Source organism: Pseudoalteromonas sp. SG45-3, from assembly GCF_014164075.1.
In the GTDB taxonomy this organism is placed as follows: Bacteria; Pseudomonadota; Gammaproteobacteria; order Enterobacterales; family Alteromonadaceae; genus Pseudoalteromonas; species Pseudoalteromonas distincta.
In genome coordinates this window covers 197,465-220,204 of sequence record NZ_JACJEN010000002.1, presented here as the reverse complement: position 1 = coordinate 220,204, position 22,740 = coordinate 197,465, and the positions used below count along the sequence as shown (strand labels likewise).

Annotated in this window: 12 protein-coding genes; 1 reads left to right on the top strand and 11 read right to left on the bottom strand. The window is 34.8% G+C overall.

The window, feature by feature from the left end; translation table 11 throughout:
- Positions 1-69: 69 nt before the first annotated feature.
- The 6 genes from H5126_RS03375 to H5126_RS03350 all read right to left on the bottom strand — a co-directional run bounded on the left by H5126_RS03375 (position 70) and on the right by H5126_RS03350 (position 13,403).
- Positions 70-5,121 carry a sacsin N-terminal ATP-binding-like domain-containing protein gene (locus H5126_RS03375; RefSeq protein WP_182758499.1) on the bottom strand — a complete coding sequence of 1,684 codons (5,052 nt, stop codon included), beginning with the start codon at positions 5,119-5,121 and terminating at the stop codon, positions 70-72.
- Positions 5,122-5,229: 108 nt separating this feature from the next.
- Complete coding sequence (locus H5126_RS03370) at positions 5,230-5,385, bottom strand: hypothetical protein (protein ID WP_182720058.1); 156 nt, start codon at positions 5,383-5,385, stop codon at positions 5,230-5,232.
- A gap of 164 nt (positions 5,386-5,549) precedes the next feature.
- Positions 5,550-6,842, bottom strand: a complete 1,293-nt coding sequence (locus H5126_RS03365) for a hypothetical protein (protein WP_182720057.1) — start codon at positions 6,840-6,842, stop codon at positions 5,550-5,552.
- A 2-nt stretch (positions 6,843-6,844) separates the two neighbouring features.
- Positions 6,845-7,945 (bottom strand): nucleoid-associated protein, encoded by a 1,101-nt coding sequence (locus H5126_RS03360; RefSeq protein ID WP_182720056.1) that lies wholly within the window; start codon positions 7,943-7,945, stop codon positions 6,845-6,847.
- A 225-nt stretch (positions 7,946-8,170) separates the two neighbouring features.
- Positions 8,171-9,670 (bottom strand): competence protein CoiA family protein, encoded by a 1,500-nt coding sequence (locus H5126_RS03355; protein ID WP_182720055.1) that lies wholly within the window; start codon positions 9,668-9,670, stop codon positions 8,171-8,173.
- Positions 9,671-9,899: 229 nt separating this feature from the next.
- Positions 9,900-13,403, bottom strand: a complete 3,504-nt coding sequence (locus tag H5126_RS03350) for an SIR2 family protein (protein ID WP_182720054.1) — start codon at positions 13,401-13,403, stop codon at positions 9,900-9,902.
- A 572-nt stretch (positions 13,404-13,975) separates the two neighbouring features.
- Between H5126_RS03350 and H5126_RS03345 the strand changes: the two genes are divergently transcribed.
- Complete coding sequence (locus H5126_RS03345; RefSeq protein ID WP_182720053.1) at positions 13,976-14,419, top strand: MbcA/ParS/Xre antitoxin family protein; 444 nt, start codon at positions 13,976-13,978, stop codon at positions 14,417-14,419.
- 450 nt (positions 14,420-14,869) lie between these two features.
- Here H5126_RS03345 and H5126_RS03340 read toward each other — a convergent pair whose 3' ends face one another.
- The 5 genes from H5126_RS03340 to H5126_RS03320 form a co-directional block, all read right to left on the bottom strand.
- Positions 14,870-15,859 carry a hypothetical protein gene (locus H5126_RS03340; protein WP_182720052.1) on the bottom strand — a complete coding sequence of 330 codons (990 nt, stop codon included), beginning with the start codon at positions 15,857-15,859 and terminating at the stop codon, positions 14,870-14,872.
- 808 nt (positions 15,860-16,667) lie between these two features.
- A complete protein-coding gene (locus tag H5126_RS03335) occupies positions 16,668-18,245 on the bottom strand; it encodes a TnsD family Tn7-like transposition protein (protein ID WP_182720051.1) in 1,578 nt (525 codons plus the stop codon).
- Between the two features lie 75 nt (positions 18,246-18,320).
- Positions 18,321-19,742: an ATP-binding protein gene (locus tag H5126_RS03330; protein WP_182720050.1), complete on the bottom strand. Its 1,422-nt coding sequence runs from the start codon at positions 19,740-19,742 to the stop codon at positions 18,321-18,323.
- The gene (locus tag H5126_RS03325) at positions 19,739-21,877 is read right to left on the bottom strand and encodes a DDE-type integrase/transposase/recombinase (RefSeq protein WP_182720049.1); all 2,139 of its coding nucleotides are present in this window, start codon (positions 21,875-21,877) and stop codon (positions 19,739-19,741) included. The genes H5126_RS03330 and H5126_RS03325 overlap by 4 nt, the downstream gene beginning before the upstream one ends.
- On the bottom strand, positions 21,864-22,691 hold the full coding sequence (locus H5126_RS03320; protein ID WP_182720048.1) for a TnsA endonuclease N-terminal domain-containing protein: 828 nt from the start codon (positions 22,689-22,691) through the stop codon (positions 21,864-21,866). The genes H5126_RS03325 and H5126_RS03320 overlap by 14 nt, the downstream gene beginning before the upstream one ends.
- Positions 22,692-22,740: the final 49 nt, after the last annotated feature.

Sequence of the window (22,740 nt, the reverse complement as noted above, 5' to 3'; positions counted from 1 at the left end):
AGTAAAGACTCATTATTAACGGAGAAAATAGTCTATCCGCCAGTTTTAACGAAGACAATTCCAATCAAGCTATTTTGTTAAAATTTCGACTATTACATTTTCACAATCTGTATCTAAGATTGCTTTTGGTCTTTGTTCAAAGCCATGTTTATTTTTAGCATAACCATATACATTTTTAGACAAGTAATCATTTAAAGTTCTATCTGTTATATATTTATTCGATTTACATGCATCTATCTCTTCTCCTTGAAGAGCCCTACCTAAATGATAAGTCCATATTCCATGCTCCAATTCGTGACAAGAGTATGAGCTTTGACCTGGCTGGCAGGATAGAAAAGTAGCAAAGTGGGGGTGTTCACTTTTGAATAATTGAAAATCTTCATTATTTAAATCTGTAATTAATGCTCTTTCTTTATCATTTTTAAAGTTTTGCGCGCAGGCATCTATGAATACTAAACCTGACTTACATTTTGAGTTCAATAAGGGATCTAGTAAAATTTTACGTAGAGAAACTGCTGTCTCTGTAATATTAGTAATGTAAGTATCATATGTTGTAAGGAAATTAGTCGTTCCATCATGAAATCCATGCCCAACATAATAAAAAACCAAACGATCTTTTTCTGACAGCGAATGAAACACATAGCCTAGCCCATTCTCTAAATCGCTCTTTAATGCATCTTCATTAATGAATATATGAATATCCTGCTCTAGTACATTAAACCGCTCAATTAACGTTTTTTTAAATAATAATGCATCTTTCTCAGCATACTTAACAGGTGATACTTGATTGTTATCCCTTGGCTTATAATCTTCTATACCAATAATAATAGCTACCGTTGTTTCGAAGTCTGCAACTGCCAAACGATTTGTAACTTCAGAAGTAATATTTTCTTTAAGTGTTGTCCGCGAGTTTTCTCTTACGAATTTCTGATGCCCTATCAACATCTCTTCATCTGATTTTTCAACATTTATAATAAATAGGTACTTTCCTCCCTCATACACCCAATCATAAGTAATTGCTGGTAAAGGAGAAATCATCATTAAAGCTTTATTGGTAATTTCATCCATTCTGAAATCTGTGCTTAAACCTACAAATTGATTATCCGTCCCACTTTTCTGTACTCCATAAACTAATGTCCCGCCTTCAGTATTTGCAAACGAAGAAATAACTTGAGCAACTTTATAAGGGGATAGTGGCACAGCTTCATACTCAAAATCGATAGAGATTTCTTTTTTAATAAACTCCTCAAATTGCTCCTCTTCAAATGAAAAGCTACTTATCGGAATTCTATTAATTTTAGTTTCTTTGAGTAAGTGACCGATTGTTATTTTTTGTGGTACATTTATCCCATCTTCACACCAAAACTCAGTATCTACATACTCAAGGACATCAAACTCTGATGTGTAATATAAAAGCACTGCACCATTATCTGAAGGCCTAGCAACGATTGTTAAATCTTGTCCACCTTTAGTAATCCCCCCGATGATACTAGGAGCAATTTCGTATTGATTTTTACAATCATATTCGGGAAATTTATCTAAATATTGAATGACATTCTCCACAGCTCTTGAAATTAACCTTTCGGCAAAGAGTAGACGTTCATAATCAGCAGTTGGAATGTGGAAAAAGACTGGTGATGTACCGTTGCTAATTGCAGCTTTAACTTCATCAAAAGATTTAACCGTAGTCTCTGGAGGTAAAGTTTGAATATTATTTGACTCGCTAATATCAACACTATTATCTAAAGTGTCATCAATTGATATATCAATACTCTCTTGCACAAAAAACTCTTTTACTTCCTCAATGGTCGAGTATAAGAGGAAATTCAGTTTTCTATCATGCCCCATTAAATTAAAATATCGACATAGCACCTCAGGTAGTTTTAACAACACCTTATTACTTTTCCATGGTTTCGTTACGTATAGCTTTTCGCTATCAATATGAACATTAACATTTTTCGTAAAATTGATTTCTTCATATGTTATTTCAAGATCTTCAGCCTCATAAATATCTAACTCAGCGAGTTTAGTATCTAGTTGAGCTAAAGACTCTTGAGTTTTATCATCCCCACTTTCACTCTCAACCCAAGCTTTAAGGAGTGGTAACCTGGCTTTTAAACTTGAAACTAATTTTGTAGCTATAACCGACTTTTCTACATCTAGTTTAAAATCTCTTTGCTCTAAAATAGTGACTTGAAATGCATTTAAAAATTCAACAATATTAGTGTGCTGTTTATTCTCAGGATTAAGTTCTAAAAAATCAAATTGCCCCTGAAATATTCCATTGTTTCCATCTATAAAGTATTTTGTAGAGTTACAGTTTGAAAACTCTTTATTGGTATTTAACAAAAGCCCTGAATTAGACCAATCAGAAATAGCCTGAAGCTCAGATTCCCCCCAGTTAACACAAAGATCCATTAGCTTTTTGTATACCAATTGAATTCTATCGGCATTACTTTTAGTGACTTTTAGCTTTTCAATTCCGTGTTTGGATATACTACTTAGTAAGTCTAAGTAGTCTGACAATTGTAGTTCAGTTCTAAATTTAAAAAATGACTTCCAGTCAGAAGATAGATCAACACCATCAAACACCGGTAAATATTCACCTGCTATATTGTTTATTTCTTCCGTATTGAGTAATACGTTACATGAGGTGCAACACTCTTTTGATAAAACAGGAATAACGTTTAAGTTTTTAATAATCCATTGAATATAGTTTCCAACCTGATCTCCAGTTAGTTGTCCTGGTCTTCCAGCATTCCCCCAAAATGCGATGGTTGGCTTAGATATATCTAAAGGAGAGAAGTTAATTATCACATCCTCCCAGAATAATCTCGAAAGCGAATAATTATCGATTATTGAATGAATGTAACTCAGACTTGAAAATTCTTTATATGCATCACTAGTAAACGTTGAGTGGTATGGTTTAAATTTTTTATCTTCCTCCTCAAAATATTCTTTTCTAAAGCCGTTTGCAATCAAAGAACTTTTGTCTATTCGGTTTTCATGCTTAACATAAGCTATTCCATCTGATACTTTCAAAAATTTAAAAAATCTTTTCCACTCATCCTTGTCAGTTGTGTCATCCATATATCTTGCACTGACGAACACATCAACTTTTAGTACCTCCTCTATTTTTATACGTGGTAAATAATCATTTGAAAGAATACAGTCTCTGGAGGCTACAAGGCTCCCTTTGCTTGTAAGCAGTTTCAAGCCTGACAGCTGAGCAAGTAAATCTGAGTTCAGTTCATTTTTTTTATAAAGGTTAAAAAGGTCTCGAATAGCTTGGATGGCGTTTTCTTGGCTTATATAATTTTCTGAATTAGGAATTAATGTTTTAGTAATAAAGCTAATATCTGTCTTTTCAACAACACCAAGCTGTTCAATCCATCCCCTCATATCCGGATTCACGGTAAGCCATTTTTGTATTTCTTTATGTAAGAATGCTAGTTCACTCTCTGAGCCATTCCGATCATTGTTACCAGCTGTAGGGAAGTATATTTCAGAAGGTATATTTAATTTATTTTTATGGTCGAAAATAAATGGCCATTTATCAAGCACTTCATTAGTAACAGCAGTCACAGACTCTTTTTCACATAAGTATTTTAAATGCTTAATTAAAGCTATATTTTGTTCAACTGAATGATCACATACGAAATCAGACGATTTTAATAAGTGAGGTAAATCCTTCCATTCAAAACTATCAGCACCAAGTGCTTTTATGTTTTTATCAAATCCAGAATTTTTGACTAAAACTTTACTGCTACTTTTACCTGTTCGCTCAAAATCACCTAAAATATTTTTAATTTTCTCCTCTCCAACAAATTTTTTTTCAGAGAGGAAAGTAAAATCAACTATAGAATCTTCAACTCTGGCTAATTGGTCATTTTTGGTAATTACGAAACAAACTGTTTTTATTGCTTCATCGATTCCAGAGTTAAAGTGCTTACCTAATTCGTCATCAAGTACTCTTCGTGGTATTAACTTGTATGCTTGAGATTTCAACTGGCCAACTACTAGTATTGAAATCCATTTAAATATTTCAATTGCAATACTTTTAAAAAGCCAGTGGTTCCATTTAGAGTCAACATGTAGATGTTCACGGTTTGCATTAGTCAAAAAGCTTGTATTTACTAAGACGGGAAATTGATATTTAGCTTCGTCGGTGGGTAAGTACGAAAAAATTAGGTTTTCGCTAGTTGTGAGTTCTGCTATTCCATCTTCATCAGTTTTTGCTGCTAATGTTAATTCGATATTCTTAGCGTTTAATAACTTATCAGGTATATTTTTTTCATCCGCCAGAGCTCGAGTTAGCTCGATTGGTATGTCTAAGCTGACTTTATTTATGAGCCACCTTGAATCAACATTATCATTTCTTTTTAGAGCAACATCACCATTTCCTAAGTGATTTATTTCTATTCTACAAGAATTATTTAACTCAAAACTTATTTCAGAAATATTCTTTAAAAATAGAAACATATTCACATTTTCTGACAGTTCCCGCACTGCAACAAGTGTATCTTTGACGTTATCGAGCTCTATTATAGTTGCAACTGTGGCTTTGACGGTTTGAAGGTATTGATGAACAGGTGGTGAGATATCCTTATATTCTGTATATATCGGAATTATCTGCCAAGGGTGAATGAATTTGCGATCATTATTTCGTTCCCAATCTACTTTTTGTTCTTTCCATCTCCACGCAAAGGGGAAAGATGAGTCAAATCTAAAATATTCATTATTGGTATATACGGTAACTTTTTCAGACTGCCCGAATACTGATTTAAACCCAATCCCTTTATAGCCAGTTTTACTAGCATCAGATTTTTTTGTTCCATTGTTTACATTACAAAGCCCTTTTATATCTTTTCTATCAAAGACTTTCCCGGAATGCGCTACAACCAATAAATCATCAAAAATCTTTAACCAAACTTTTACAGGGTCTCCTTCTTTCGGAGAATCATCAGCATTCTGTAAAAGTTCATAGATAAACCGCTTGGAATCCGTATATAAATCTGTTGAAAGCGCATCGAGTGAACTAGCTTGGTTTGTAGCTTGGTCTGCTGTTGTATAGTTTGTGTTGTCATCAAACAGTTTTTCAATAATACTTTTAATAGACATATTACTTCCTTATTAATGTCAGTACCCGATGCTTTATCTATCGTCTAAACCACGAAGATATTGCTAAGTTTATTTGACCATGTGATTCATAAGAGAATGTATACTCTATCAAATTACGCTTGCTTTTTGATGAAATAACAAATCGCTATTTATACGAGCTAACTGAAAATTTAGCAGTAGCTGTGGCGAATTTACTTTAACTTCAGGCAAAATTAACCAAGTACTTTTTACCTTAGTTATTATTTTTAATAATTGATTAATCATACTTTTCTCCTTATCAATGCAACCACTGCATTAATATTAGGCAAACAAATAAGAGCTGAATAGCTAACGGAGTACGATAGTGCTGTAGCATTGTTTTAATGAATAAAAATACCAATAAATTCAAATGATTATAACAAACCTATTGTAGGTTCAATATAACGAAACTAAAACAGAGCAATTAAATAATTCACAAAGCTTATAAGTTCTTTGCATAGATGGCCGCTATCACCATATTTTTCAGTGAATATATAAACCGCAATAAAAGTTACTAGCCAGGCTATAACCCTCGCAGAACATAATCCTAAAAGCAAGAAGCTAGACTGTGCTTTGAAGGTTTTCTCAGAGCGTTTTAAGCAGCTTTTTAAATCACTAGGGTAACTAGCCTTTTCAACTTTATAAGTACTAAAGGTTAAATCAGCGCCTATATTAATACTTTTCCTCAATAGCAATTGATTTTTAACAAGCCCGCTGACTATTAGGCTGAACAACAAGGTACCAAATACAAGCACTAAATTCTCAAGTATAGATTCAAGCTTAAGCATCGAAATAAGAGCAACTAAAGATATTGGAATACCAAAAAGCTTTCCCGTAATATCATTCATTACTTTTGACAACGAACTTGCAAGCTCTATTTCAGCCTTAGCTAATTCAGTCCGAACCTTATTAAAAGAGAAGCCACTAATATATATATCAAAACTAGCTTTGTACTCAGTTAATAATTCACTCCAATGCTTTAATAAATAGCTAAATTCATTATCGCTTGGAGGACATTGTGAAATGACATTTGCAAGAGCAAAGCGAAATATTCCAAGCTTTTCAGATGAATGTGCATAGTTTTCATCTTGAGCTTCAACTAATTCATTGAGAGTTGATAAGTCAATAGCACCAATAGATAGATCTATTTCTTGGAATAAAGTTTTCAGTACATATGGTTTATGAGTATCTTTTTCCGTGAGTATAAACACCAACCTAAAGACATCTTCTTTTGTTTTCTCATCATGGTAATGAGCTATTTTTGAAAGTAATGAAATTAAGTTAACAACACTTGTTAAGGTTGCTAGGCGCGAATTTTCTCCGTCTTCAGTTGATAAAACGTTGTCCTGAGCAATGTAGAATTGATCTAAGTTTTCTCCTCGGAATACAGATTTATGATTTTCAAGTAGATCAGCATAAGAATTAAAAAATAAAACAGAACCGTTTGTAGCGATTTTCCATTTTAGTTTAATGGTATCTCCTTCCGAAATTTCAGAAGGGGAAGATATATCAACACTATTATTCTTTAATAGTTCATCGAACTCACCATATGATGTTGATAGTTCCTCGCAATTGCTCATTGCACACTTCAACTCTGGGGAAACTTCTATTTCGGCAGTAAATGCTCCACTTTCAACTCGCGGACAGCCAATCAAACGGTATAAAGACACTACTTTCTCTAAAGCAGTAATTTGTGTGCTCACTATTAGTCTCTTAACCTGTCTGTGATAGTATTTATAGCCTCATTACTTAAACGATTAAATGTTAGCTTTCTATTTTCCCTATCAAAATGAATTTCTGCGTCACTTGTCACTCCGAGAGCGCTTTTTTCTAATTGGGCTTGCCAGTTATCAGACTTTACCTTAATTCTTGCTTTTTTATTAACGGTAGACTCATGCACTACAAAAGCAGAGGGGACTTGATATTCATCACTATTCAAAAGAGCAGTTAATTCATTATCAAGAACTACCTTGTCCTCCTCATCATAGCTCGACGGGTAACATGGTCTAACTGAGCCAACGACGTCACCGATTGTTGCCTGCCTATCTTCACTAATACACCCTCGAAGGTAAGTAATGACATCTTTTTTTGCCTCTGATTTACTCTCTCTTAATTCATTTTTAGATTGGAAAAAACTAGTAATACCGCTAATACAACCGCTTGTAGCCGAAGAAGCGGCTATCCCCTTACTACAGCCCAAAGCCTTAATAAAATAGCCTGATGCACTTTGATTAGACTTCGGACTAACAAAACTCAAGTAACTCAGCTCTTGCTGCTCTTCTTCCCCAGCATTTTGATATTGAGCATATTTAGAGAAGTTAATCTTTGCAGCTTGGTGTAGCTTATTAAGGTCAAGCTCTATAATTCCTATGGGGACTAGATTTTCATCTAGTTGTAGACCTTCCTTTTGTTTTATCATTGCAACTATTAAAAATTGCTGCCCTCCGGTTTCATACAATGAAAACAATAGATAACCACCGGAAGCAAAGTTTACATCCCTAGACTTTACTTCAAGGGATCTCATTGCATTTTTAGTAAGGCTTAGGAAGCTTTCAGCAGTATGATTTTCCTTAAGAAAGGTCTCAAAATGCCTCGGAAAGACACCTACCTCGTCTGCGCTACCAAACGTACCAAATACTGCATTATTATCTCTAGTACCATAAAGCTTAATAACATCTTTAACTAAAGTATCCACCGTTTCTAAAGAGCAATCTAAAACATCTTCAACTATTACAGATGGCATTAACCGCTCACGCGGCTCTTTAACAAGTTGATGGATCACAGCAAAAGTAAGATTTACAGACAAAATTACATCCTTTTAATTTATTATTATACTGCATTAGTAACATTTCCCCTTTTAAAAGCACAAGCAATTATTTGCAAAAATAATATATTAGTCGCAAATTTACTTAAGATAAGATTGAATAATTACTTCTCTAATTGCCACTAAATCAGATTGAAAGTATTTGGCTACTAATACTAAAAGAAGTGATAGATAACCCTATGCTTAATTATGTACTACGCACCACAATTACTTTATGTATGACCAGGGTAAAAAGCTTTTCAACTGGCTACTTTCCACTTCATATTTAGTCCACCCAACTCTTTTTAAATAGCCTAACTCGAATAGTTTTTTTAGCCAAAAGCCAACCATTTTTCTACGGGATTCATAAGCTTCATAATCTATTGAGAAACCCAACAGAGATTCCAGCCAAGGATCACTCGCGATATCGTTTGCATCAATTATGTAACCTTTATTGCAATGAATTTTATAGACCCACACAACGGTACGCCATACATCCCAAGACGAGTTCCAGCAATAGACGTACTTTGAAAATTGCTCAGGTTGCCTTAAACCTAGCTTTTTACACAGAATTTGCATTTTTACAGTTTCGTTCGCATTTTTAAAATATTGAACAAAAGCAGATCGTTTTTGTGTTCGATTAACTATTTCTTGTTCTTTTTTAATTAATTCAGCATTAGCAATTTTCTCAAGCTTTTCTCGCCAAGTATCTATGTTTTTCCACCTAAGATTAAACTGCAAGTTATCAATGTTCATCTGTTCGTCATAGCTAATAAGTAAAGTTGGACTTGAATGAGTCATTACTTGACGAAGGTTATTTACTACAAAAAGTACGACATCTATATTTACTTTTTTCTCAACAACAGCCGTCCCTTTATAACCATATTTAAACGGTAACCAATCGTCATTAAAATGCGTAACCTTAGGTTCTCTAGATACGATAAATCGCTCAGAATTAGAAAGCTCCTTATTTACGGTAAGAGAGGGCCACGTGAAGTTGGGGATATTAAGATTAGTGCTCAGTGATTTTGCTATAGTGTACAAATTAGCAAGATAGCGCCGATTAATTTCAATAATTTCATTATCGACTTGTAGTTTTAATTTTTTTTCTAGTTGACTTTTCTTTCTACAATGAAGCCATCTTCGATTAGCTGTTTTTAATATAAACGCTTTCAATTCGTTACGGTCTACGTTCCAAGGCAATACGCTTAAATCAATTTCAATGGCGTCGACATCAACAGCGCTATACTTACGCTCTCCGACCTCATCTTTTGCGTTAGTAACAAAAATTTCCACAGCTAAACTTTCGCCTTTAGTTGATTGACTTACAACATCAGCAATTAGATCATTATTCAGCTTAACTTCTTGTTGAGCTTTTACCATCTGAAAGTTCGGCACTTGTACAAGCGCTTTCTCAACTGTTTCTCCAGCCATGTCTGTAGAAGAATAAGTACCATGAATTTCAGGTAAAATAAGATGTAAGTTTTCAGACGCTGAATCTTCTAATACTTGTTTTGCAGCAAGATGCAATGCAGATTCACCACCACACCTTGTATGAGCTGTATGTGAAAAATAATGTGCTTTTTTGGAGCCTTGATTTGCAATAAGTGGACTAGAGCAATTTACTGAGGGACATATACAGTCACAGGCTTTTCCTTTATTAACCTCAGAAATGTGACGCATAACACCATCAGCGCCAAGTCCCCAAGCTATTTTAACTTCAGACACATTGAGTCCTTTCAAAGTTATGATTCACTGAGCTTTTTCTACCATGAGGAATAAACGATTAAAACTTACAGGTAAAACTCCAGCGTAATAAAAATATGAAATTGCTTTTCGTAAGGCAAGCTTTAAATAGTTGAATACACTTATCTCAATGCTATTCGCTAATAAATAGCGATATCCATGTTACTTCAAAAGCACTTTACCTAATTAACCTCAAGCTAGCTGAAACCTTCTATTTAGCATCACTTGCAGCAAAACGAACCTCAGGTAGTGCATCATCTTTTGCCTCATTTATGACCCGTTTTAAGTCTTCATATCTATCATCTGATAGCTTCGTGCCTTTTATAGTTTCAATTGATAACTTCACACATTCAGATCTAAGTAATGATATATTCACTATCTTATCTTCTGTATGCGATGCGAGGCTATAGTTCGTACTATCAAAGACTCTGGGGATACAATCAATTAATGTTTCAATATCGGTTTGACTCAAAAAATTATCGCTAAACATTTCTCTTGCTACCCATATCAAACTTGGCAAAGCAGATGTTCTATTATTATTGATAACATTTATCATTTGAGAAGTAAGGTTTGAAATGTTTGAACAGCCATCACTGCGACACCACTGTAAAAGTGAAAACGAAGCTTGACGAACCATATCATCATTAGAATCTAATAAGCCTTGATAAAGAGCCCTTTGAACATCATTCTTAGTTTGAGTTGAAATATTAGAGAAATACGGTAACGCTAACAAAATCTCAGATAATTGGGTTTCAGAAAAAAATTGTAGTATCTTATTGAAATTCTCTTGATTAAGTGCTGATTTCGGCAAAACAGGCATAATAGATTTAGAAATTACTTTTGCAATAAGCCAACTTCTAGGACCTTTATCTTCAAATGGATTGGACTCTATTCTTTTTTCAATCTTAGGCCTCCAATTAATAAAATGATCGAAATAAATCAAGGCTTCTTTTTCACTACAAAGCTCCTGAACCCCCTCTGCAGCACTAATTAGGTCATAAAGCATGTCTTCATCAAATAAGTGCTCTTTCTTAGCCTGGAAAAGGTGTGCACGAACTAAACTTCTAACACATTCATTATCTCTTGATGGTAACTCTAATAATACCCAAGTTAGCAAACCTAACTCAGGTAAAACCCTAAAGTCGGGGCTCTCTTTCCAAATATTATCTGCAATTCTATCCAATTCATCTTCTCTTAAAAATCTATTTTTAATTAAGGGTATAAGTCGTTCAATTGAATAGGAACTACGCTTTGAGTTTGGAGTAATCTGATCGATAATTTTATTTATGCGAGCATCGAGCTCAAAGCTATCAACCCTATTGGTTAAATGTCTAATTATCGGATTTGGCCAATCGTGCTCGGGACCATTGAACTCCAATTCTGTTACAAGAGGAAAGTTCAAAGCATTCAAAAGTAATTGTGCGTGTTCTGATACAGGGATACTTTCTAGTGAATAGTTAATGAGGTGGTTTAATGCTTTGAAAACCCAAAAATGATGTAACTCCTTACGTCCCCCTAAGCCTAAGGCCATGTTTAATATGATTTTTGCCTGCTCAGGCGTTGCTCTTGTAGACGCTCTAGCTAGCACTTCGATAAATATACGGAGCCGAGTCAATGCTCTGCCATGCCCAATTTTAGATTGTTCTGATAATTTAGTAAGCCAATATTGAATTGCACCTTCGCAATTCGAGATTAGATGGTTACTTTCTTCTTGAGTAATATTTGCCATCTGAAGTCTTGAGAATGTTCGCTCTATAACCACATCCTCTTCACTATTTGCAGCATTTATAGCTAGGTAAAAGCGCTCTTCGATAGGTAACTCATTAAGTGAAGCTAAATCTGAAGCTTCACTAACCATATAGTTCATACCATCCCATCTTATCGGGATACCCGTAACACTAGTCAATGCATGGAGATCAAGCATTGGATGAATTTCTGAATTATTTATCTTAGGCTTATTTTTATAAGATCCAGGCTCAAATAATACCTCAATTCTTTGACCCTCTAATTTGCTGTCGATAGTCTTTCTTATTTTATTTCTAAGCTGCTCAAAAAGAGCCCAAACATCACATTGTTTTTCTCGCGAGGCTTCGGTCAGTTTATTTGTTTTAAAGTTAAGTAAAATATTATTATGTAAATACTCAGCAACTAGTAGCCTCGATAATAAATATATTGAGTGAGGGCTATTTCTAAATTGACCTAAAAGCTCCCTATAAGCATCTACAATCAGCTGTTTACCTTCATCATGATAGCCTAGTTCAGCAAGTAATTGGGCCTTTCTAATTTTTTGTAATGGGTTAACCGGAATCAGTTTACTTACAGTGGTCTCAGCTTCTTTATACTGGAATTTCTTTAATGCTAATTCGGCCTGAAAAAAGTACATTTCAAATAGGCTATCTGAACTGAAAATATGGTTGTTTTTAATAATATCAGTAACTGTAATGTAGAAACTTTCACTTTCATTTGACCAACGAGTATTTCTAAGAATATGAACAGCAATTTCTAACTGTTGCTTTTTAGCAAGTACATTTTTTTTTGCAGGATTGCAGATTTTCAACATTTCTAGAGCAAGCCATTCTGGAGTTACTTTATGCGTAATCTTGTGGCGCCAAGCTATTTCATACAGAAACTCCACACGAGTATCATCTTCTAACTTTAATAAGGCTTCCTGAGTTGAAAATGAACTATCATAAAGTTGATTAATATATATAGAACGCAAAATAGGAGGACAGATTAACCATCCTGGATACTCATTCCTATCTTTCATTAAACTTAATAATTTCTCTTTTACACCTGCTTTATAGTTTAAAGTTGATGGCCTCCAATTCCATATAGGCTCTGGTTTCAATGCCTTCAAGGCTGCTAAAAAAATTTCCGAAGCTTTTTGATGCTTTAAATCTATATCATCATATTGGGTAACTAATTCAGTTAAATCAATTGGTGCAATATTCATAGATTCTAGATATTTTCTTTTTGCAGCTGTTAAACCTAAAGCTCCAACTAAATATATTTTCCTTGCGCTGTTAGATAAATGATCTCTAACCCAACCAGCCCACTGTAAGAAGTTAGGGTCATCACCAGAGAAACCGATAAGACATAATTCATTTTCTATAAAAACTTGTCGTGCAAAATTAACAAATGCAGCATGGCTCGCAGGGTATGTACGATAATCTTCTTGTGTAAATATCAGCTCGTTAGTTACATTAACTGTACCATGTAATTTAACAATTCTTGGTGAGCGAGCACTTGATAAGTCTTCTTGGCGGTTAACTAAGTTATAAAATCTTTCTTGGAGTCTATCCGAAGCCCTTTCTAATAAGCTATCCCAGTTAGTAGTTAATACTTCAGTCCAAGGCAGTTCTAATAATTCATTATGCAACTGCCCAGGAAACCAGGCAGAATCATTCAACTCTTTTTTTATTAATTCATTCAAAGCTTGTTTACCAAAATACGCTGAGTATTCCTCAGCAATTCGTAAAGGATCTGTTCCTTCACTTTTTAGTTCTTTCTGTAAAACGTTTGATAAATCAAACCAAAGAGGAAGTTTCTTTGTTGCGTCCCCACTATTTGCTGAACAACGACTAAAGCCAGCACCGACCATTACAGCCGCACCGTGGAAAGAATTATCACTTCTCCATAAAACTGAAGCGAATCTTTCGAGTACTGGAAAGTCGGAAATATTCCGGATTTGACTCAGCTTGGCTTCGGTAGACATATTAAACTCCATGTAATTATTTATAATTTTTAGCTTTTGGGCTTTAGCAAGAATTCAAACCACAGTGTAACTGATTACAATAAGCACACGAGAAGTTTATTCTTGAATACCTAAAAGCTTTACTAACCCAAAGTAGTGGGCTGAGTTTATTGTTTACTCACTTTTGCATTTCAGCCTTGTTGTTCTGGCCCGTAGTTAAAACCTAGCTATTAAAAGTTTATTGATCTACTCAATTTGCGTTTCAAATATTTCTTCTTATCTGCACTGGTAACTAATACTCTTGCTATAAAGCCAATTCTGGTTATAAGCTAAAATGAGCTGACTGTATCCTACTTCTCAAAATTTGAGCATGCGTGTATTAGAATTATCTCAACTCTAATTCACTTTGCAGATAATCTGCAAGCCAAGTGCTTGTGCAGCAACACACATGATTGTTAAAGTTTTACCCGTGAAGCAAATGCATTTAGAATTCAGGTGATTTTAGGGGGCTAAGTAACGTCTAACAGTCAAGCTTGAAGATATAGCCATCAATTACTAGTATTACTGTTTAAAGCCAACAAGTTAATTTAAAGATGAAAATTGCTCCATCAGAAGAAACTAATACCGACTTAATTTATGTAATATCAAATGGCAAATTAACAGCACTTTCAAGCCCTATGACGGAAATTGATTTTCTTCTTTCAGGTGTCACAACAGAAGACATACTTGCACTAGCTTATTCACTCCATTGGAAAATTGAGTACATGGCTGAAGCATTAAACATAACAAAGCGCTCATTATCTTACAAAAAAAGTAAACGAATGAATAAACAAGTTAGTGAAAATGCTCTCGAAATTGCAAGAGTCAGCATGTTCGCGCTTGAGTATTTCGACAGTATAGATCTATGGAATCATTGGTTATCAACGCCTCACATCCAATTTTATTATCAGCCCCCTCGGCGTTTTTTAAGTAGCATCTTAGGCCGTAAATTGATAAAGCAAATAATAAACGAGTTAAGATATGGCTTTACTGCTTAAAGCTCAAATTTGATATAGCTTTCTTTTTACCTGTGACAGTTATGAAGGATTAGTTTAGAATTTTTCTGATAAGCCCTTAAAGGGATATGAAGAGATTGGGTTAAGCTCAAAGCCTGACTGCAGTCTATTAAGATAAATATTCAACTAAAACATGTTCAAGTTATATTTGATAAACTCTTTTAATATTCTCGTTTATTGGCTGGCTCCTTAACTCTCAATCTCTGACATTTGCTCCTTAATCAATTTACTTGAATAAAACAGTGTATTGCTCGAAATTTGTGTATCTATAAACCTCCGCTCATTGAATGAGGAGGGAGTACCACCTAAACGCTGGGTATGCGTCTAGCTAACGACAACTTGCTTAATATGCACCATCATGGCAGCAGTGGCTCAAGGTTATCAGACTGCTATGCTAGCTAGATGCTGTAAGCAAGTCTGAATTAGTACATATTATCCATACCAATGCGTACGATATTTAAGAAAAAAATCACATGCATTTGTTTTACAGTGAGTGCTGTGCTCATGCTTGAGTCTTGTCACTAGAATTGGTTCTATTGGACAAAAACCTGTTTTCCTCCAATCTGAGCATTTCGAGCAATTTTTACTTCTACTTTTAGCTAACGTTTCACTTAAAGATAGCTTTTGTCGAAAACCAAACTTGTACTCTTTCAGTTCTACAGTTCTATCCAAGAACTCTTTTAGCTGTTTGGGGTAGTACTCAAGAAAATAGATGAACTTATAGTGTAGATATTCATCCGAAATCTTTTTTCTAACTCCATTTACATAAAAGAAATCTAAATGTTCATACTTTAACAATGCATCATCACTCTTTCTTGAAGCCCACATATAAAATTCATTTAGAAGACAAGGCATTATATGATAAGAAAAATCTGTCTTCGCTTCTCTGTACTGGTGACTATCCTTATCTAGAGCTACGCTAGTTTGACTCTGAATTACTGGAGTTCCGGCGAAAGCTTGCAAGAGTTCCTTGACTACGCTTTTTCGATTTTTGCTTATTAATTCAATAAGGTTTATACCATGATTGCTACAATATATTTTACTCAACCATTCAGCTTTAAAGTACCCATAACCATTCTTTTTAATAGACTCCGCAATACACTCCTTACAAAACCTAATAGTGATCTCTCCTTTTGCGTTTGAACTAGAATTATTTGATGGGTTAATAATCGACATTTGATCTATATAATCCACGGGATTATCAAACATGCTAGCTTTTTTGTTAGCAATGCCCGATCTTCTTAAGAAACGAAGTAAATCCAAGTCCGGTATCAAATGTAAATTAAAGGCACATCCTTTTACCAAGCTTGGGGTAGAATACCATTTTCCATCAATACCTATTAAACTGTTATATTTATATTCGCCTGATAATAATGCGAGCCTAAATACCCAACTTTGAACTGACTCATCTTCAGCGTACATCAAAACTGTTACTTCCCAGTATCTCTTTACTAAATGGAACTCTACCATGCAATCTAGACGGTTTTTTACATTTTCAATGTGAACCATTTCAGTAATAAGTAAATTAGCTTGTCGGTTTCTTCCTAAACCTCTCCCTGTAAATCCCCCTTAATCTCATATTATTTTAGGTTTTTACCTTGAGTCATCTCTAAGATAAATTGATTTGCAGAGCACCCTAAACATAGTAAGAGCAGTAATTCTCTTGAATCCCCACAATATTTTTTGAAGATTAACTTTAAAGCTACGAAATCTTTTTTACTCACTAGTTTTTATTAGCAACAAGCTAATTTAAGATTAGCTTGTTGCTAATAATAAATTAAACGAACTAAACTCCTCAGAACTTGCTTACAAATCGGAAAACGATCCAATTAGTAGTAGAGTACTTCCAACGTTAAAAGCGCTAGCCTTAGTGTTAAGAAAAATATCAATCATCCTGTAGAAGCTTGCTTTTAGCACCTATAAGCTAGATGAACCTGACTCATAAGGCTAGACTATGAATTAAGCTTTTCTTTTGCTACAACGGGGGCGATCGTTATATTGAGGTTATGTAGCCTACCCAGTTTTAGTAAAATTGGGTAATTGCTAAAACTTATGTAGGAATGCCTCTTCTTAAACTTCTAATAAACACTTATTTTTTATTATAACTACACTCAATAGTGTAGAAATTAGAAGTGGTAACAGGGTTCACTAATAGAGAATAAAGTAACAATAAATTAGCACTCAACTTCGGTTAATACCTTCTATTGATAAAGCTAGTAACATATAAAGATCACTTATGAGTAGATAACATCTTATTTAATTTTTGAAACACAGACATCGTTAATGGTAATTTATTTGCATACCTAATCAACCACCCATGCCCTCCAATAGCTTTATCTAATTTTGTGCGAGAAAAAGCAGCCTTAGACTTGTTCAGTATCGCTTCTACTTGAGGAGCTAATTCTTTGTCTCTTTGGTCCCAATTAATCCTTGCTGGAGCTTTTGGCTTAACGGGTGGAGGTAAAACTAGGTATAGCCACTGCTTTTCATTTTCATAAAGCCAATAATAAGCAGCATAGCAACTCTTCTTTATTTCCTGTTTAATAGAATAGGGGTTAGCCCTTACGAATTTTAGTATTTCTACTTTATACCTACGTCTTTTGGACTCATATCTAAATTGCTTTCTATTTTTAACTAAATTAGGTTCAGAGGAGATTATTTGCTCGACGCTTCCTGAAGATATTTGAAAAAATGCCGCAATAGTTTTTCGGTGAAAACCTTTTTTAGCAAGATTCAATATTCTCTGCTTTACCCGTTCTGTTATATATCTCGGCTTAAGGTTAACCGAAAGATTAAATCTCAATGCAAGACTCTTTATATAGCAACGACTTTTTTTTGTAACCCTACTAATACTTGCCATTGAGTCACCTTTCTTTAATAAAGAAATGCATTGAGTTTCTACCTGTGTCATTGCTTTTGATTCAATCGGTAAAATATCACTTTGTGCTTTCTTAAATATTTTTTTTGAAAGCCAAAAACCTAATACTAGATATTTAATTGGGTGCTGAGTGACTTTTCCAGATAGTAAATAAGAAATATACCGATAGTCTTTAGCAGAGCTAGGAAAAAAAGCGCTAATATCATAAATTAATTCTTGAGAAAATGGATACAAGCTTTGTAAAATCATTCTTCTACGATAACTCCCTTTATCAGTAACATATCCGTATTTTTGAAGCTGCGTTTTAAAAGTTTGTAAATCAAAGTGTTTACTACCGTGACTTACTTGAGTTAATACTTCGTAGGCATATTGAGCAAACTCACAGCTAAGCTGGTTAGTTGGTCTAGCGTTAATATTTAAAGGGGGAAGCAAGTAATAGTTTAATCTAGAGCGACTCTCTAACGGAAAATGTTCTAGCTTAAATCGATGCAGGGAACAGGATTCAACACCAGGGATTTGATGACTTCTGTGCCAATAAGATATACCAAATTCCTTAGCATTAGCTCTAGCACATTCAGGACAAAACTTGATAGAGATTTGCTCTTTTTCACGCACACAAGCTAATTGACAAGCGCGAACAGCTTCGCTTGCTTTACTAGATATCAAAGCATCCGAAATAATTGAGTCGTAATATGGCAAAAAATGCATAAATAAAGGAGCTAATGTTTGCTTTTTTAAAACTTCAATTGGTAATTCGTGACTAAATTTACAGACTTGTTCAAGGCCCGCTGTTAAATAAGGGTGAATCGTTATTTTATGGTTACCAAATACATCAGATAAATAATTTTCACAAGTCATGCCACTCAAAGTAAAGTGACGCACAATACGGCTGAATATTATTTCATCTGGATAAGGTAAAGGAAGTTGCATTCATCTTGAGTTACAAATTAAACAATATAGAAATATTAGACTATAAACAGACTTCCTGTACATTTTTCAAACACATTAAAATAACTCAGATAAAGGATCTTCAAGCAATATCTTTTTTTGTCTAAAAAAACTAATTGGATCTTCTAAACCGCTGGCCTGTTGAAATATATCGGAGACCTTTACTCTGTCGTTTAAATCAACAGCACCTATTAATTCAATCAGTTGACCCGCAAATTCTGGATGTTGCGGTTTAGTAATATCGCCAGTTTTATCTATAGTACTCACTCCTTCTATCTGATTTTTTTTAGTACTACGTCGCTGTTTCCCTATCGGTAAAGTAATTACACTTTTTAGTTCATGAATCTCTATCGTTTGTCGGGATAAACCACATGCTATTGCATTGCCAGCCTCGAGTGTTGATACGGTTAGCCGCTCATCACTGCTTCCAATCACTAATCGCTGCGCCTCTCGATAAGTCCGGCTTGCCATGTCTATATTTCCAACCGAAAGCTTGTGTAATGAGTCGTTGAGCTCTTCCGAAAGCTCTGTATAAACATTAGTCCATTGATAATTCCAAAGTTGAGTTATAAACACCCGCCATGAATCACTGTCCTGAGCAAGCACAGACATAATGTGATGGTATCCACTTTCAGCTCTTCTAGCTGCTTTCAACTCTTTAATTAAAGTTTGATCAAATGGGGGATTTCCAATAAAGAAGAGCGGCACACCTAATTTGTTTACTAATCGATGTAAGAACTTAAGCAGATTGTTCTCACCACCTGTTCGTTTAAACTGTAAGTTTTGCATCTCATCTATAATTAGCATCCCGAGAAAGCTAGATTTAATACACTGCTCTAATTGACGAACAAGTGCACCTATTGTTCCTGCTGGCTTAGTTTTTTCTCTACCTAATGAAAGATCTAATACTGATAAAATTTCTTCACATAAATCTCTTACACTAGAATTACTTGGGCAATCAACTTTTATCCAAACAACCTGTTTTAATGCTGTTAATGAACAACCTTTGTATGAATCATGCTCTATAACATTAGGAAAATAATTAAGAACTTGCTCAAGCATTGACGATTTACCTACACCACTTTCACCAATAAGAGTTAAACCCTCGCCTTTAGGCTGGAAAAAGCCAGTTCTTGGTTCAATTTCAGGCCTTTCATCAACTAAATAATGTAAATATTGTGCGGTAGTAGGGCTAAGTGGATTTTTTGCTGAGTATCCTTTTTTAATAGCTCTTTCTATTGCTCTGAAGCAAGATTCATAGTCGGTCAGAGGTTGTCTGAGTTCTTCTATTCTATTTAGATATTCTTCTCTTACTAATGGATTTGGGTGTTCAGAAACTTCTTCAGCATAATCTGGATAATTACAAAATACAGTCATAACAACTTGCCAAGGAAGTTTAGGAGGAAGGGCTTCAATTAAGGGGTTACCTTTTTGTTCAGGTAATATTGCATCATGGTATGTAGCTTGAATTATTGTCATGATGAGCCTCCTTTTGTTTTTCTCTTTCTACCAACCGGTAAAGAAACGATTTTAGCAGAACTGTTTCCTGATAATGTCGTATCGATATTTTTATTACTCTGTATTTTTGGCTGGAGTACGTTCGTTGTTGCTTGCAACTCATCCTCACGTCTTTGGCGGACATTCTTCGTTTTTTCGGAAAACGCTATCTTTTCAGCATTGTTGCTTCGTTCTTTAGCGTTTTTAGTCACATGATGACGGCTTTGGTGATCATCTATAGAGGTAACACTTATAGGGGTCAATTCTTTCTTTGAGTCTAACCAGTCTTGTATAAATTCAGACTCATACATCGACTTATCTTTAAACATGCGACTACGTGGCGATAGATAGCAGAGCTCAAAATCTTTATTTTTATCTAATTTTACATAAATGTGATTAGTTGTATTTTCATCAATTCGTGCTTCTAATTTCCATTGGCCTGATGATCTAGCTATAGATGCTAAATTACGTTCTTCAATTTCTTTGTTTGAATAATACAACCCGTTAAAGTGAATTCCATTGCGCGTCATACTAACTTGTGTAGGGGGAAGTAAGCGGGATATAACGTCATGAGGTAGAGCGGCTTGAAGTTCATGTTTATGCTTAGCGAGATGGATCTTCCAGTAATTGATAGGAGTTGGAGATAAGTCATTTTCAACTAGTAACGGACTAGAAAAAGCTAAGTCAGAAAATATGGATTTATTATGCTCTAAAACGGCTTTAATTATTTCAGCAGTCACTTCTTTTAAAGTATAAATAGCATCCTTTCTAGGATCTCTACTCCCCCTGATGATGTTACCACCTCTAGTGGTACCTAAAAATTCATGAATAACTTCTTTATTTAAAATATCAAAGCGCTTCTCAACCACTCCCTTACAATCCGGCCTATAAGGAGGGGTGAAAGAAAGCTTAGTCATCGGGTTTAACGCTTTCTTAGGCTGTAAGCCAATCATTTCACCATTATCGCAGACAAGATCTTTTGGAATGTGCGAGCAAGGCCATTCTGAATCATCTATATTTACACCAAACTCTTCACTGTAACAAGATTTAGGTAGGAAACAGTTTGATAATGCTTGCCTAGCAGCTCGCCATGAAGCATGAAATAGTGAAACATGCATTCCAACTATCATTCGACTAGCCCTATCAACGACGATATAAATTGTTGGTCGGCCTAATATATACTGAGAGCCAAGCTCAGAGACAATATGAACATCAGCAACCGTTGCATCGATCTCAAAATGGGCCCCGGGTAAATAGCTATCTTGAATTACGCTACCCAGTAAACCTCTTTTATTCCTTAGATGATCATTTTCCGTGCATCTACTTTTAATAAGCTCATCTTTCGTAAGTATTTTATTTGACCAATAGCTAAATTGTTTCAGAGTAGGAACTACTGGCGGTTTACAACATGCATTCGCAATGCGTACTTCATCAGCATAACTATCTATTAGCATATTTTTATAAGTTTTTGATAACGTCAAACCTGCCTGTTTTAGGTAGTACTTTTTTAGCGCTTTCTTAAACTTACTCTTATCTATATCAGTCGTTATATATTTAACCGACCTTTCAACTGCCATCGTTCTTGGCTGTTTCGGTGCACCTAGTGGTTTATCGGTTGGTTTCTTATCTTTCCCAAAACCACCACTATTGTTATATGCTGGTAAAAGAGCCATTTTATCTTGCCCATAACGCCAATATTGCATTAAAAGGCGAGATAATGCCTTTCGATCTATCCCCACTTTTTTCGCATGTTTTGCAAGATGTGAAACGCGTTTTTTAGTTGCATAATCAAAAATAAAAACTCGATCAGAAATAATTCCTTCAATTAGAGAATAGTTTTTATCTCTACGAGTAATATGTTCTTTTGCGATATTTTCCTCTGCAACTAAAAGAAAACTGGGAAGGTTAAAATCTGCTTTACTAGCATTTCGACTTTTTACATGTTCAGTAAATACTTGAATTGAGATAGCAAAAGGGCGAGTAGTGACAGATTTAGTATTCAAAGGAAATAGAATGATCGATGTAACATCAAGCATAATTTCTAAAATTCGGTATAGACCATCTTCGGCTAAGTCGGAGTCTTTAAACTCCCATACACTGTTTCTAGGAAGTTCCATTCATAACACCTTTACCTATAACTGCAATAGATTTTACATTCATAATCCCTAACTCAGGAATATTTGAAGATAGATCCACATCAATATATTTATCTGCAATTAAATAACGAATAAGTAACTGAGAATCATCATGTGTCGCTATATTCATTGAAATAAGTTTATTACAAAGATCTTCGAAAAAAACCTGCCCTACATTTATAATTGTTAGAGCACTACTTATCTGTTCGTTAGAAAAACGTGTTGGGTTTTCACGAAAAGGAGCTGATGCCCAGTCAAGGTTACGACTTTGAGTTCTGGTTAATTCGTTGCCGGTGAAGTAGCTAAACTTAACTCCAAGCAGTTCCCAACAAACTCGCTCAATGTCAATTTTTTCTAATACTCGTTGCTTATTCGATTCACTTTCTGGCTTAACTGAAATGGCGTGATATGAAATACCTTGAGTAGAATCAATAGTGAGTAATTGATCCGTAGTCATAATTATAGGTTCTTTGGTATTAGGGTGGGTTGGATACTTAACACCCAGCACACTTGCCACTTTTTGCGTATAATTGAGTGGCAGGATAGGAAATTGTTCTCTTATATCAACAACGCTGTCAGAAAACTCTGCCAAATAGAAGAGCTCAGACTCAATTGAGGACATCATATGATGTTCACGCTGAGACTTTCGTCCAAAAATCAATGTTCTTATGCCATGAGATTTGACATCCTGAATACGAAGCCATGGCTTATAATTAAAGCCTTCTCCTATACCATATTTACTTTTTAGGGCTCTTTGATAGTCTTTTACAGACTCTAGTTTTCTTCCTCTGGACATGATTTTTACCAATGCGCTTAACTAAATAGAGCATAGTGGCAAACCTCAC

Coding starts and splice junctions, on each gene's coding strand:
- H5126_RS03375 (WP_182758499.1), bottom strand. CDS start 5,121: ATGTCTATTAAAAGTATTATTGAAAAACTGTTTGATGACAACACAAAC.
- H5126_RS03370 (WP_182720058.1), bottom strand. CDS start 5,385: ATGATTAATCAATTATTAAAAATAATAACTAAGGTAAAAAGTACTTGG.
- H5126_RS03350 (WP_182720054.1), bottom strand. CDS start 13,403: ATGTCTACCGAAGCCAAGCTGAGTCAAATCCGGAATATTTCCGACTTT.
- H5126_RS03345 (WP_182720053.1), top strand. CDS start 13,976: ATGAAAATTGCTCCATCAGAAGAAACTAATACCGACTTAATTTATGTA.
- H5126_RS03340 (WP_182720052.1), bottom strand. CDS start 15,859: ATGTACGCTGAAGATGAGTCAGTTCAAAGTTGGGTATTTAGGCTCGCA.
- H5126_RS03335 (WP_182720051.1), bottom strand. CDS start 18,245: ATGCAACTTCCTTTACCTTATCCAGATGAAATAATATTCAGCCGTATT.
- H5126_RS03330 (WP_182720050.1), bottom strand. CDS start 19,742: ATGACAATAATTCAAGCTACATACCATGATGCAATATTACCTGAACAA.
- H5126_RS03325 (WP_182720049.1), bottom strand. CDS start 21,877: ATGGAACTTCCTAGAAACAGTGTATGGGAGTTTAAAGACTCCGACTTA.
- H5126_RS03320 (WP_182720048.1), bottom strand. CDS start 22,691: ATGTCCAGAGGAAGAAAACTAGAGTCTGTAAAAGACTATCAAAGAGCC.